General features: G+C 54.7%; 11 protein-coding genes. 4 read left to right on the top strand and 7 right to left on the bottom strand.

Annotated elements, in window-relative coordinates:
- The first annotated feature begins 176 nt into the window (after positions 1-176).
- From JQN59_RS05135 to hypF, 3 genes are all read left to right on the top strand, one after another.
- Positions 177-1,190 carry a LacI family DNA-binding transcriptional regulator gene (locus tag JQN59_RS05135; protein WP_048215688.1) on the top strand — a complete coding sequence of 338 codons (1,014 nt, stop codon included), beginning with the start codon at positions 177-179 and terminating at the stop codon, positions 1,188-1,190.
- 145 nt (positions 1,191-1,335) lie between these two features.
- Positions 1,336-1,881 carry an electron transport protein HydN gene (hydN, locus tag JQN59_RS05140; RefSeq protein WP_003037366.1) on the top strand — a complete coding sequence of 182 codons (546 nt, stop codon included), beginning with the start codon at positions 1,336-1,338 and terminating at the stop codon, positions 1,879-1,881.
- A 143-nt stretch (positions 1,882-2,024) separates the two neighbouring features.
- Positions 2,025-4,265, top strand: a complete 2,241-nt coding sequence (hypF, locus tag JQN59_RS05145) for a carbamoyltransferase HypF (protein ID WP_149607931.1) — start codon at positions 2,025-2,027, stop codon at positions 4,263-4,265.
- Positions 4,266-4,427: 162 nt separating this feature from the next.
- Here hypF and norW read toward each other — a convergent pair whose 3' ends face one another.
- The gene (norW, locus tag JQN59_RS05150) at positions 4,428-5,561 is read right to left on the bottom strand and encodes an NADH:flavorubredoxin reductase NorW (RefSeq protein ID WP_149607930.1); all 1,134 of its coding nucleotides are present in this window, start codon (positions 5,559-5,561) and stop codon (positions 4,428-4,430) included.
- Complete coding sequence (gene norV, locus JQN59_RS05155; protein ID WP_008785624.1) at positions 5,558-7,006, bottom strand: anaerobic nitric oxide reductase flavorubredoxin; 1,449 nt, start codon at positions 7,004-7,006, stop codon at positions 5,558-5,560. Before norV ends, norW begins: the two co-directional genes overlap by 4 nt.
- Before the next feature lie 191 nt (positions 7,007-7,197).
- On the opposite strand from norV, the gene norR reads away from it, so the two are divergent.
- On the top strand, positions 7,198-8,718 hold the full coding sequence (norR, locus tag JQN59_RS05160; RefSeq protein ID WP_103014817.1) for a nitric oxide reductase transcriptional regulator NorR: 1,521 nt from the start codon (positions 7,198-7,200) through the stop codon (positions 8,716-8,718).
- Here the strand turns inward: norR and gutQ are convergent.
- The 5 genes from gutQ to srlB all read right to left on the bottom strand — a co-directional run bounded on the left by gutQ (position 8,715) and on the right by srlB (position 12,091).
- Positions 8,715-9,680: an arabinose-5-phosphate isomerase GutQ gene (gene gutQ / locus JQN59_RS05165; RefSeq protein ID WP_149607929.1), complete on the bottom strand. Its 966-nt coding sequence runs from the start codon at positions 9,678-9,680 to the stop codon at positions 8,715-8,717. The genes norR and gutQ overlap by 4 nt on opposite strands.
- Complete coding sequence (gene srlR, locus JQN59_RS05170; RefSeq protein ID WP_003037350.1) at positions 9,673-10,446, bottom strand: glucitol operon DNA-binding transcriptional repressor SrlR; 774 nt, start codon at positions 10,444-10,446, stop codon at positions 9,673-9,675. Before srlR ends, gutQ begins: the two co-directional genes overlap by 8 nt.
- A 70-nt stretch (positions 10,447-10,516) precedes the next feature.
- Positions 10,517-10,876, bottom strand: coding sequence for a transcriptional regulator GutM (gene gutM / locus JQN59_RS05175; RefSeq protein ID WP_008785622.1), 360 nt, complete (start codon positions 10,874-10,876; stop codon positions 10,517-10,519).
- A gap of 55 nt (positions 10,877-10,931) precedes the next feature.
- Positions 10,932-11,711 carry a sorbitol-6-phosphate dehydrogenase gene (gene srlD, locus JQN59_RS05180; RefSeq protein WP_048215692.1) on the bottom strand — a complete coding sequence of 260 codons (780 nt, stop codon included), beginning with the start codon at positions 11,709-11,711 and terminating at the stop codon, positions 10,932-10,934.
- Positions 11,712-11,728: 17 nt separating this feature from the next.
- Complete coding sequence (srlB, locus tag JQN59_RS05185; RefSeq protein WP_008785621.1) at positions 11,729-12,091, bottom strand: PTS glucitol/sorbitol transporter subunit IIA; 363 nt, start codon at positions 12,089-12,091, stop codon at positions 11,729-11,731.
- Position 12,092 lies beyond the last annotated feature (1 nt).

A 12,092-nucleotide genomic window follows, 5' to 3' on the forward strand; every position in this document is an offset into this window, starting at 1 on the left:
AAACCGGTTCCACAAAATCATGTTTAAATTGTATTAACTGATCAAGATTTAATTTTGATCAATTTTTGTAATTGTGACTCCGATCACCAGATGTCAGCGTCTGCGATTTAGCAGCAAGGACAGCGGCAAAACGGTGCAGTACACTGCGTCACATTGAGAGAAAAGGGATGAGTAATATGACCACGATGCTGGAGGTGGCGAAGCGTGCCGGAGTGTCGAAAGCGACGGTTTCCCGGGTGCTTTCCGGAAACGGCTATGTCAGCCAGGAAACCAAAGACCGCGTGTTTCAGGCTATTGAAGAGAGTGGTTACCGCCCAAATTTGCTGGCGCGCAGTCTCGCGGCGAAAACCACGCAGACACTGGGTCTGGTGGTAACAAACACCCTTTATCACGGCGTCTATTTCAGCGAACTGCTGTTTCATACCGCGCGGATGGCGGAAGATAAAGGGCGCCAGCTGTTACTGGCTGACGGTAAGCATAGCGCTGAGGAAGAGCGCCAGGCGATCCAGTATCTGCTCGACCTGCGCTGTGACGCGATTATGATATATCCGCGTTTTCTCAGCGTGGATGAGATAGATGACATCATCGATGCCCACAGCCAGCCGATTATGGTGCTTAATCGACGCCTGCGGAAAAACAGTAGCCACAGCGTATGGTGCGATCAAAAGCAGACCAGCTTTAACGCCGTTACTCAGCTCATTGCCACCGGGCATAAAGAGATTGGTTTTATTACCGGCTCGATGGATTCGCCAACCGGCGTGGAGCGACTTTCAGGCTATAAAGACGCGCTGGCACATCATGGGATCGCGCTAAATAATGATCTGATTGTTAAAGGGAAATGGACGCCAGCCTGCGGCGCAGCGGGTGTGGATACTTTGCTTTCGCGCAAGGTCAATTTTACCGCATTGGTGGCCAGCAATGACGATATGGCGATCGGCGCGATGAAGCAGTTGCACGAGCATGGTGTGAGCGTTCCCGCACAGGTGTCGGTGATTGGCTTTGATGATATCGCCCTCGCGCCATACACTATTCCGGCGCTTTCCAGCGTTAAAATTCCGGTAACAGAAATGATTCAGGAAACGATTGGGCGCCTGATCTTTATGTTAGGTGACGGGGCGTTTACGCCGTCAAAGACCTTCACCGGTGAACTCATTGCGCGCGACTCAGTTGCGCCGCCCGTTTCGCGCTGACAGCTGTCATTTGTCATCGTCACTAGTGACGATGACACGCCCTTCTTGCGTTCTTCAGAATAAAATACCTTTAAAAACAGCAAATTAAATTCTGGCACGATTTGTGTATGCTTCGGCAGATATTCTGTCATTGCTGGAGAAATTGATGAACCGTTTCATCATTGCAGACGCCAATAAATGCATTGGTTGCCGTACCTGTGAAGTGGCCTGCGTGGTATCCCATCAGGATAACCAGGACTGCGCATCGCTGACCCCTGAAACCTTTTTACCCCGCATTCACGTCATCAAAGGCGTTAATGTCTCCACGGCGACGCTGTGCCGCCAGTGCGAAGACGCGCCGTGCGCTAACGTCTGTCCGAACGGTGCGATCAGCCGTGATAAAGGTTTTGTCCACGTAATGCAGGAACGCTGCATTGGCTGTAAAACCTGCGTTGTGGCTTGTCCTTACGGCGCAATGGAAGTGGTCGTGCGTCCGGTCGTGCGTAACAGCGGCGCAGGTCTGAACGTCCGTGCAGAAAAAGCTGAAGCCAATAAGTGCGACCTGTGCCACCATCGTGAGGCCGGTCCTGCCTGTATGGAAGTGTGCCCGACTCACGCACTGATATATGTGGATCGCAATAAGCTTGAGCAACTGAGCGCGGAAAAACGTCGTCGCGCCGCGCTGGATTCCACCGCATCTTTGCTGTTCTGATATCTGAAAATCCGCGTAAAATACGGTAGTACTTATGCCGGATGGCGGCTTTGCCTTATCCGGCCTACTGTTCGCATCCACGTAGGCCTGATAAGCGTAGCGCCATCAGGCAAACCGGGATAGATGACTGCGGGAACGACTTAATGACAATAAACAACCACTCCGGCGTACAGCTGCGTATTCGCGGCAAAGTACAGGGCGTCGGATTTCGCCCCTACGTCTGGCAACTGGCGCAGCGCTTACAACTGCATGGCGATGTGTGTAACGACGGTGACGGTGTGGTTGTGCGCTTACAGGAAGATCCGGCGGAGTTTATTGCGCAGTTGTATCAACACTGCCCACCGCTGGCGTGCATTGACAGCGTTGAGAGCGAACCATTCGCCTGGACGCAGCAGCCTGCCGATTTCTCGATTCGTCAAAGTGCTGGCGGTACGATGAATACGCAAATCGTTCCGGACGCCGCGACCTGTCCCGAATGCCTTGTAGAAATGAACACCCCCGGCGAACGTCGTTACCGATACCCCTTTATCAACTGCACCCACTGTGGTCCGCGTTTTACGATTATCCGCGCGATGCCCTACGATCGTCCGTTTACCGTAATGGCGTCATTCCCACTCTGCGCGCAATGTGACAAAGAGTATCGCGATCCGTACGACCGTCGCTTCCACGCCCAGCCAGTGGCTTGTCCGGCATGCGGCCCTCATCTGGAGTGGTTCTGTGCAGGTGAGCGAGCGGAGAAAGAAGAGGCGCTGCAGGCGGCGGTAACGCGGCTGAAAGCAGGCGGTATTGTGGCGGTTAAAGGCATTGGTGGGTTTCATCTGGTGTGCGATGCGCGAAATGATAACGCCGTAGCGCTACTCAGGCTGCGCAAACACCGTCCGGCGAAACCTCTGGCAGTGATGCTGCCCTCTGATGAAGGATTGCCTGAACCCGCTCGTCGTTTGCTGACTAACCCTGCTGCGCCGATCGTGCTGGTGCAGAAACGCTATGTCGCTGCATTGAGCGAGGGCATTGCGCCGGGGTTAACGGAGGTTGGCGTCATGCTGCCAGCGAATCCGTTACAGCATTTACTCTTACAAGAGATGAATTGTCCGCTGGTGATGACCTCTGGCAACCTCAGCGGCAGGCCTCCGGCCATTACCAACGCCCAGGCGCTGGAAGATTTACACGACATTGCCGACGGTTTCCTGCTGCATAATCGCGAAATTGTGCAGCGGATGGATGACTCCGTGGTGCGTGACAGTGGGGAAATGCTGCGTCGTTCCCGGGGTTATGTGCCGGATGCGGTCGCACTACCACCAGGATTTCTCGACGTGCCGCCGATGCTGTGCTTAGGTGCGGATCTGAAAAATACTTTCTGTCTGGTGCGCGGCGAGCAGGCGGTTATCAGCCAGCATTTGGGCGATCTTAGCGATGACGGCATTCAGCAACAGTGGCGTGATGCGCTACGCCTGATCCAGAACATTTATGACTTTACGCCGCAGCGTATCGTGCATGATGCACACCCTGGCTATGTTTCCAGCCAGTGGGCCAGTGAAATGGAGCTGCCAACTGAAACGGTGCTGCATCACCATGCGCATGCCGCTGCGTGTCTTGCGGAGCACAGCTGGCCGCTCAATGGCGGTGATGTGATTGCTCTGACGCTAGACGGTATCGGTATGGGGGAAAACGGCGCGCTGTGGGGTGGGGAGTGTTTGCGAGTTAACTATCGTGAATGCGAACACCTTGGCGGCTTACCGGCGGTAGCGCTGGCGGGCGGCGATCTGGCGGCAAAACAGCCGTGGCGTAATCTGCTCGCGCAGTGCCTGCGTTTTGTTCCTGACTGGCAGCGTTATCCGGAAACATTGGTGCTGCAACATCAAAACTGGAACGTGCTGGCGCGCGCTATTGAACGGGGAATTAACGCTCCGCTGGCGTCATCGTGCGGACGACTGTTTGATGCCGTTGCCGCCGCGTTGCAATGTGCACCGGAATCATTGAGTTATGAAGGTGAAGCGGCCTGTGCGCTTGAGGCGATGGCATCGCAATGTGATGGCGTTGATCACCCAGTCACGGTGCCGCTTGATGACAATCAGCTGGACTTAGCAGTTTTTTGGCAGCAATGGCTGAACTGGCAGGCCAAACCAGCAGAAAGGGCGTGGGCGTTTCACGACGCGCTGGCGCGTGGGTTTGCCTCTCTGATGCGAATGCAGGCCGAAGCGCGCGGGATTAAGACGTTAGTATTTAGCGGTGGCGTGATGCATAACCGCTTATTGTCGGCCCGTCTGGCGTTTTATCTGCGTGATTTTACCTTACTGTTCCCGCAGCGTTTACCGGCGGGCGACGGCGGGTTGTCATTGGGGCAGGGCGTGATTGCCGCAGCGCGAGCGTTGGCGCAAAAATAAAAAAAAGCCCCGGGACTGGCGGGGCAAGAAAAACATGTCGGGGCATACCGACAAGTGGCAACGCACATCCATGTGCGTGAGGTTAATAAATCAGTAGCAGCGTTGCCGGGCAAAGTCGCAGGCCGGATAAGACGCGAAGCGGCACCATCCGGCATCCCAGACTTACACAGGCAACGTTTTCAGCAGCGCAAAGGCCTCTTTCATGCGGTCTTCACTGACGACAAACGCACACAGCTGGCCTTCGTCGTTCATCCCTCTGGCGACCATCCCCTGCGCTTCGGCGGCGATGTTCCAGTTCAGATCGCGGCGCTGGGTTTCCCCGGCCAAATGCAGAGGCAGTTCTGGCGTTTTGACTTTTACCAGCATGGCTGGCAGTTTCAATGGCGCATTGCCGCCGAGCAGGTTTTTCGCCAGATACATGGCGCTCAGCTGAATCGGCTGCAGGAACGGGAGCACCTGACCGTTAATCTCCGCACAGTCGCCGAGAGCATAAATGTCCGGGTGGCTGGTTTGCAGGTAGCTATCGACGCAGACGCCACGATTGATGTTCAATCCGGCACGACGCGCCAGTGCGGTCTCCGGGCGTAAGCCGGTGGCGGCGATCACCGCATCGACTTCTACGCTGCGGCTACGATCGAGCGTGGCACGAATACCTGACGCCGTTTTCTCCAGCCCCTGAAGCTGTGATTTCAGCAGCAGGTGTACGCCCATATCGGTCAGACGATGCTGTAAGCGACTGCTGACTTCCGGCGGCATCAGCGAAGCCAGAATGCTGGCGGCGTTGTCGATAAGCGTTACCGCTTTACCGGCACGACAAAAATCCATCGCCAGTTCACTGCCAATCAAGCCGCCGCCGACTATCAGTACCCGCTGGGCGTCACGCAGCTGCGTTTCACAAGCGCGATACTCTTGTTGGCTGTTCAACGTGAGCATTAACTCACGTCCGGTAACCGGCGGTACAAAGGCTGAAGCGCCCGTCGCCAGCACCAGTTTGTCGTACTGCCACTGCTGATCCTGGCTTTTCACTACGTGGGCATCAGCATCGATGTCGGTTACCCAGGTGTGCGGGAACATGCGCAAATTAAACTGTTCGGCAAACTCCCCCGCCGGCTGGCGGGTGAGGTCGTCTGCACGCTGTGACTGACTGATAACATGGCTGAGATCAGGCTTGTTGTACTCATCCATGCTGTCCGCAGCAATCAGGGTCAGCGGGACATTTGCATCCTGCTTACGGATATTTTTGACTAACTGGCGGGCGGCGAAGCCCGAACCAATAATGACAATTCCGCGGCTCATTTTGCCTCCGTTGCCAGGACGTCGAAGACGTCTTTACCTAATGAACATTCCGGGCACAGGAAGTTGTCAGGCACGTCGCTCCACGGCGTTCCCGGCGCAACATCCTGCAGCGGTTCACCTTTTGCCGGGTCGTAAATCCACTGGCACACGCTGCACTGCATGCTAGGGCCAAGATCGGCGGCAGCCGCAGCGGCGCAAGCGCATTCTTCTTCTTTGGATGCGGCTTTTACGGTTGTTTCCGGCAGTGGAGCAAGCGCCCACTGACGCGCGATTTCACGGCCGTGCTGGCGGCATAGTTCCAGCGCATCCAGGTCCGGACGCCATTTCGCTTTCAGGCTCAGCGACATTTCGAAACCAGCATCCTGCAAACGCGTAGACAAACGGTCTACTGCGCCGCCGCTCCAGCCGTGTGAGCCAAAGGCGCTGGCGCGTTTGTTACGAAAACGCAGGCCGGTCATCTCTTCCACCAAACCGGCGATTTTTGGCATCATCACGTTGTTCATCGTCGAAGTACCGACCAGCACGCCTTTAGAGCGGAAGACGTTAGTCAGAACTTCGTTCTTATCGCTACGGGCGACGTTAAAGATTTTCACCGCCACGTTCGGGTCAACTTCGTTGATGCCCTGGGCTATAGCGTCCGCCATCATGCGGGTGTTGTTGGACATGGTGTCGTAGAAAATGGTGATGCGGTCTTCCTGATAATCCGCCGCCCATTTCAGATACATTTCCACGATTTGCGTCGGGTTGTCGCGCCATACCACGCCGTGGGAAGTAGCAATCATATCGACAGGCAGGTTGAAGCCGAGGATCTCAGTAATTTTCGGTGTAACCAGACGGCTGAACGGCGTCAGAATGTTGGCGTAGTAACGCTGGCACTGTTCGAACAGTTCGGTCTGGTCAACTTCGTCGTTAAACAGACGTTCGTCGCAGTAGTGCTGACCGAAGGCGTCGTTACTGAACAGCACCGCGTCGCCGGTCATGTAGGTCATCATGCTGTCAGGCCAGTGCAGCATTGGCGTTTCAACGAAGATCAGCTGTTTGCCGTTACCAATGTCCAGTGAATCACCGGTTTTCACCACGTTAAAGTTCCACTCCGGGTGATGGTGATGCCCGTTGATGGAGTCAATGGCGTTGGCTGTGCAGTAAATCGGCGTGTCCGGGATGCAGGACATCAGCTCAGTCAGCGCCCCTGCATGGTCTTCTTCCGCGTGGTTAATGATGATGTAGTCGATATCCGCGAGGTCAATTTCACTGCGCAGATTCTGCACGAATTCACGGCTAAACTTGTGGTCTACTGTATCGATCAGGACATTTTTTTCTTCACGGATGAGATAGCTGTTGTAGCTGCTGCCGCGCAGCGTTTTGTATTCAGTCCCGTGGAAATCACGAACTTCCCAGTCACGTTGGCCAACCCAATGAATGTTATTTTTAACCAGAATAGACATAGCAACCTCAGTAATTAATTCAGCGTTTTTCTAAAAAAGATGTTTTGCTTATTGCAGGTTGCGTGCCAACTTTTTATCTTTTTGATTTTAATGGTTTTATTGTTTCCTGCTTATTAAGTGGTAGTCAAAATGACTATTCATTTTATTGTCAATATGACAATATGAATTGTCAAAATGACAATGAGGTAGTCATGAGCTTTTCCGTAGACGTGCTGGCGGGCATCGCCATTGAATTACAAAGCGGTATTGGACATCAGGACCGTTTTCAACGTCTGATAACCACTTTGCGTCAGGTGCTGGAGTGCGACGCGTCGGCACTGCTGCGCTATGAGTCGCGACAGTTTATTCCGCTGGCGATCGATGGGCTGGCGCAGGATGTTCTCGGCAGACGCTTTACTCTGGAAGGGCATCCGCGTCTGGAGGCGATTGCCCGCGCCGGAGACGTGGTTCGTTTCCCTGCCGACAGCGATTTGCCAGACCCATATGATGGTCTGATTCCGGGGCAGGAGAGTCTGAAGGTGCATGCCTGTATTGGGCTGCCGTTGTTCGCCGGTCAAAATTTGATTGGTGCGTTAACCCTGGATGGCATGGAGCCCGATCAGTTCGATGTTTTCAGCGATGAGGAACTTAGGCTGATTGCCGCGCTGGCGGCGGGTGCGCTGAGCAATGCGTTGCTGATTGAACAACTGGAAAGCCAGAATATGCTGCCAGGTTCGTCAACCAACTTTGAGCAGGTGACGGAAACCCAGATGATTGGCCTGTCGCCCAATATGATGCAGTTGAAAAAAGAAATTGAGATTGTGGCGGGGTCCGATCTCAACGTGCTGATTAGCGGCGAAACAGGAACCGGGAAGGAGCTGGTGGCTAAAGCTATCCATGAAGGTTCGCCGCGCGCGGTGAATCCACTGGTGTATCTGAACTGCGCGGCGTTGCCGGAAACCGTAGCCGAAAGTGAGCTGTTTGGTCACGTAAAAGGTGCATTTACCGGGGCTATCAGCAATCGTAGCGGTAAGTTTGAAATGGCCGACAATGGGACGCTGTTTCTCGACGAGATAGGCGAACTCTCGCTGGCGCTACAGGCTAAGCTGCTGCGCGTATTGCAGTACGGCGATATTCAGCGCGTGGGTGACGATCGCAGCCTGCGCGTGGATGTGCGGGTGCTGGCGGCGACGAACCGTGATTTACGCGAAGAGGTGCTGGCCGGGAATTTCCGCGCGGATTTGTTCCACCGTCTGAGCGTATTCCCCCTTTCTGTACCGCCTCTTCGTGAGCGCGGCGAAGATGTGGTGCTGCTGGCCGGCTATTTTTGCGAGCAATGCCGACTACGGCTGGGTCTTTCCCGCGTGGTGCTAAGCCCCGGAGCGCGTAGTCATCTGCTGAATTACGACTGGCCCGGAAACGTGCGCGAGCTGGAACATGCCATTCACCGGGCGGTTGTTCTGGCCAGGGCTACCAGGGCAGGGGATGAAGTGGTGCTGGAGGCGCAGCATTTTGCCTTGCAGGATGAAGGTCCGGCTCCGCAGGTGGCGGAAGTTGTTGCGGAGATCCCACAACATCACAATCTGCGTGAAGCAACAGAGTCGTTCCAGCGGGAGATGATCCGCCGGGCACTGGCGCAAAATAATCACAGTTGGGCGGCAAGCGCGCGGGCGCTGGAAACAGACGTCGCCAACCTGCACCGGCTGGCGAAACGTCTGGGTCTGAAGGATTAGATAATACCGGCCTGATAGAAATCCTGCAGGTTGATAGCACCGGTGAGTTTACCGTTTTCATCGACCACCGGTGCGGCAGTGATTTTACGCTTCATCAGGATCTCTTTGGCGTCAATCGCGCGGCTCTGCGCCCGCAGCGTAATGCCATTCTGAGTCATAGCTTCGCTAACCTGGGTGGTGAGCGCTCCGCCGCCAACCAGCCAGCGGCGCAGGTCACCGTCGGTAAAGACCCCTTTCACCAGTGACTGGTCGTCGCAGACCGCGACCAGGCCAAGACCCGTGCGGCTGAGTTCCAGCATCGCGTCCATAACGCTGGTGGTGAGCTTCACCTGAGGTATGGCATCGTCACGGCGCATCAGATGATGCACTTTATTTAACAGACGAGCGCCCAGCGCACCTGCCGGATGTGAGCGGGCAAAATCTTCTTCGTTAAAGCCGCGCGCCTGCATTACGGCGATCGCCAGCGCGTCGCCCATCATCAACGTATTTACGGTGCTGGACGTCGGTGCCAGGCGCATCGGACAGGCTTCGCGCTCAACGGAAATATCCAGCACGGCTTTGGCTGCCAGACCCAACGGTGAGGTCGGTTTTCCGGTCATTGCCAGCAGTGCGACGGATTTGTCTTCCAGGCGTGGGATGATGAGATCCAGCTCTTTCGCACCGCCGGAGTAGGAGATAAACAGCATGACATCACGGCTTTCGATCATCCCTAAGTCGCCGTGCAGCGCTTCCGCCGGATGCACAAAAAAGGCGGGCGTGCCGGTACTGGCGAGGGTCGCCGCAATTTTTTTGCCAATATGACCTGATTTACCAATACCGGAGACAATGACTTTGCCTTCACAGTGGATAATCGTATTAGCGGCGCGGACAAAATCATCGCCCAGGCGTTCTGGCAGTCGGCTGGCTTCCTGTAGTTCCAGCATTAACGTCTGACGGCCCGCGTTCAGTAGTGCATCACTCATTGGTTTCTCCGGTTATGATCACTTCAATCCCTTTTGCTTCCAGCGCCTGACGAAACGCAGGGTCGATGCCCGCATCGGTAATCAGCTTGTCGACGCTTTCCAGACTGCATACAACATTAGGGCTTTTGCGCCCAAATTTTGACGAGTCAGCCATCAGAATCACTTCGCGAGCGGCATTGCACATCGCTTTACTGACGCTAAACACCTCATTAAAGGTGGTCACGCCGGCATTGAGGTCAATGCCGTCGGTGCCCATGAAGAGTTTATCAAAGCTGAACTGCTCAAAGGCGTTTTCTGCCAGCTGACCGTGAAATGACGCAGATTTTTTGCGAAAGGTCCCGCCGGGCATCAGGATAGTTTGCTCGTTGTCCAGCTCCGAAAGGGCGTTAACAATGTGCAGACTGTTGGTCATGACGGTGATGTTGCTAAAGCGCGTGAGCATCGGCACCATCTGCAGTACGGTGCTACCTGCATCCAGAATAATAGAGTCGCCATCGTGTATAAAACGGACGGCGGCCTCGGCAATCTGCTCTTTTTTATGCGTATTGATTAGCGTTTTGTGATCGATTGGCGGGTCGGATTCGTCTTTATTTAATACCACACCGCCATAGGTACGAATGACGGTTCCGGCATTTTCCAGAATGACCAGGTCTTTGCGAATGGTCGTGCCGGTCGTGTCAAAGTAGTGGGCCAGTTCTTCAACCGAGCATTTGCCCTGCTTTTGCAGATGCTCCAGTATGGCAGCCTGACGCTGACGAGGTTTCATAGGCGTGATTACCCTGACTTAATAAGTTGCAAAATGATAATTTCGCAAGCTATTAGCATTCACAACGAAATTACCCATGTTTCAGTTTAAGCGCCAATGATAGTGCATTCTGTGATAACGGATCATGGGGAAAGATCACATCAGGCTGTAAATCATCAAGATGTTTGCCCATTATCGTGGCAATTTTGCCTGGTCGGGCGAATACCGTAAGACCTTTCATAAATAACGTGTCCGTCACCCGTTGCTGCTCATCCAGCGCGATGGCTACCACCACGCGCGGTTTAAAACGCCCACCGGAGCGACCAACACCAACCCGACCTTGCTGGCAGAGTTGATCAAACGCCCGGTTAAAGCGGGATATTTGCCAGCCACCAAGCGCCAGTTGCAGGCACCAGGCGATAGCGGCGACGGTAATCAGTGCGGAAACCATTATGTACTCCTTTGATTTTGCCGGATAAGCGCAGCCGCCATCCGGCAATTCAACATTAAAACATCACCTGACCGCCGGTCACGTTGATGGACTGCCCGGTGCAGTAAGAGGCTTTTGGACTGGCGTAAAACAGCAGCATGTTCAGTACGTCCTGATAATCGCAGCCGCGTTTAAGCGGAACCTTATCAATGTAGTACTGCTCCACCTCATCTGGCTTAAGGCCCAGCTTGGTCGCATATTGCGGTAATAACGACTGAAACATTGGTGATTTCAGCAGGTTGCCGAGCATCAGCGAATGTACGGTGATCCCGTACTCCGCCAGATCCAGCGCCAGCGACTGGGTTAAGCCCACGCCGCCAAATTTTGCCGCGCTGTAGCCTGAATTGTGTTTGCTGCCCACTTTCCCTGATTTTGAGTTGATCTGGATAATGCGTCCCTGCACGCCATCGCGGATCATCAGGCGTGAAAATTCACGAGCACAGAGGAAGTAGCCGACCAGATTGACCTGCAGCGAGCGGTCGAAATCCCCAAGCTGAAAGTCGCTGATAAACGCGGCTTTAGCGATACCCGCGCTGTAAACCAGCAGATCGGCACGACCGAATATTTCATCCACTCCGCGCGACAGCGCCAGCACGCTCTGTTCGCTGGTGGCATCTGCGCCAAAACCGTACGCGGTACCTTCGCCAAACTCGGCGTTAATTTCTTGCGCGACGTTGGCAGCTTTATCGCTTTGAATATCCACCACCGCGACGCGGTATCCTTCTGTCGCAAGCCCACGGCAAAGGAATGCCCCCAGGGTCTGGCCTCCACCAATGACAACGGCAACCTGATTCATTTTTATCTCCTTCAATCTTAAGCAACAAACTTCAAAATACAGCCCGGGGTGATACCGTCCGGGACGGGGCCCGCAACGTGTACAGTGCCGGGGAATTCCGCTTCGCTCTGCCCGTCAAAGCGCAGGGTGATATGCCCGAGTTCACGTAAGTTTTGTTCCGCCACGCTGCCAACGGCGGTGACCGGGTAGTGGTGCTGGCCCAGTTCAAACTGGATCCCGGCTTGTAAAGAGCCGTTCAGGTCCCCGTGGCAATGGATGAAACAAAACTCTTCGATATCCGCTGGCGCGCCTTCACGAAAGGTAATCAGCATCTGGTCGCACAGTGCATCCGGGGCGCTCTGGCCGATACGGGTAATGGTGGTTTGATAAATTACGGTCATT

Origin of the sequence: Citrobacter sp. B72, assembly GCF_016894305.1 — a bacterium.
Taxonomy (GTDB): Bacteria; Pseudomonadota; Gammaproteobacteria; order Enterobacterales; family Enterobacteriaceae; genus Citrobacter; species Citrobacter portucalensis.

Bases quoted from the DNA above. Each gene is read 5' to 3' on its own strand.
- hypF (WP_149607931.1), top strand. From the start codon at position 2,025: ATGACAATAAACAACCACTCCGGCGTACAGCTGCGTATTCGCGGCAAA.
- norW (WP_149607930.1), bottom strand. From the start codon at position 5,561: ATGAGCCGCGGAATTGTCATTATTGGTTCGGGCTTCGCCGCCCGCCAG.
- srlD (WP_048215692.1), bottom strand. From the start codon at position 11,711: ATGAATCAGGTTGCCGTTGTCATTGGTGGAGGCCAGACCCTGGGGGCA.
- srlR (WP_003037350.1), bottom strand. From the start codon at position 10,446: ATGAAACCTCGTCAGCGTCAGGCTGCCATACTGGAGCATCTGCAAAAG.
- gutM (WP_008785622.1), bottom strand. From the start codon at position 10,876: ATGGTTTCCGCACTGATTACCGTCGCCGCTATCGCCTGGTGCCTGCAA.
- srlB (WP_008785621.1), bottom strand. From the start codon at position 12,091: ATGACCGTAATTTATCAAACCACCATTACCCGTATCGGCCAGAGCGCC.
- norR (WP_103014817.1), top strand. From the start codon at position 7,198: ATGAGCTTTTCCGTAGACGTGCTGGCGGGCATCGCCATTGAATTACAA.
- gutQ (WP_149607929.1), bottom strand. From the start codon at position 9,680: ATGAGTGATGCACTACTGAACGCGGGCCGTCAGACGTTAATGCTGGAA.
- hydN (WP_003037366.1), top strand. From the start codon at position 1,336: ATGAACCGTTTCATCATTGCAGACGCCAATAAATGCATTGGTTGCCGT.
- norV (WP_008785624.1), bottom strand. From the start codon at position 7,006: ATGTCTATTCTGGTTAAAAATAACATTCATTGGGTTGGCCAACGTGAC.
- JQN59_RS05135 (WP_048215688.1), top strand. From the start codon at position 177: ATGACCACGATGCTGGAGGTGGCGAAGCGTGCCGGAGTGTCGAAAGCG.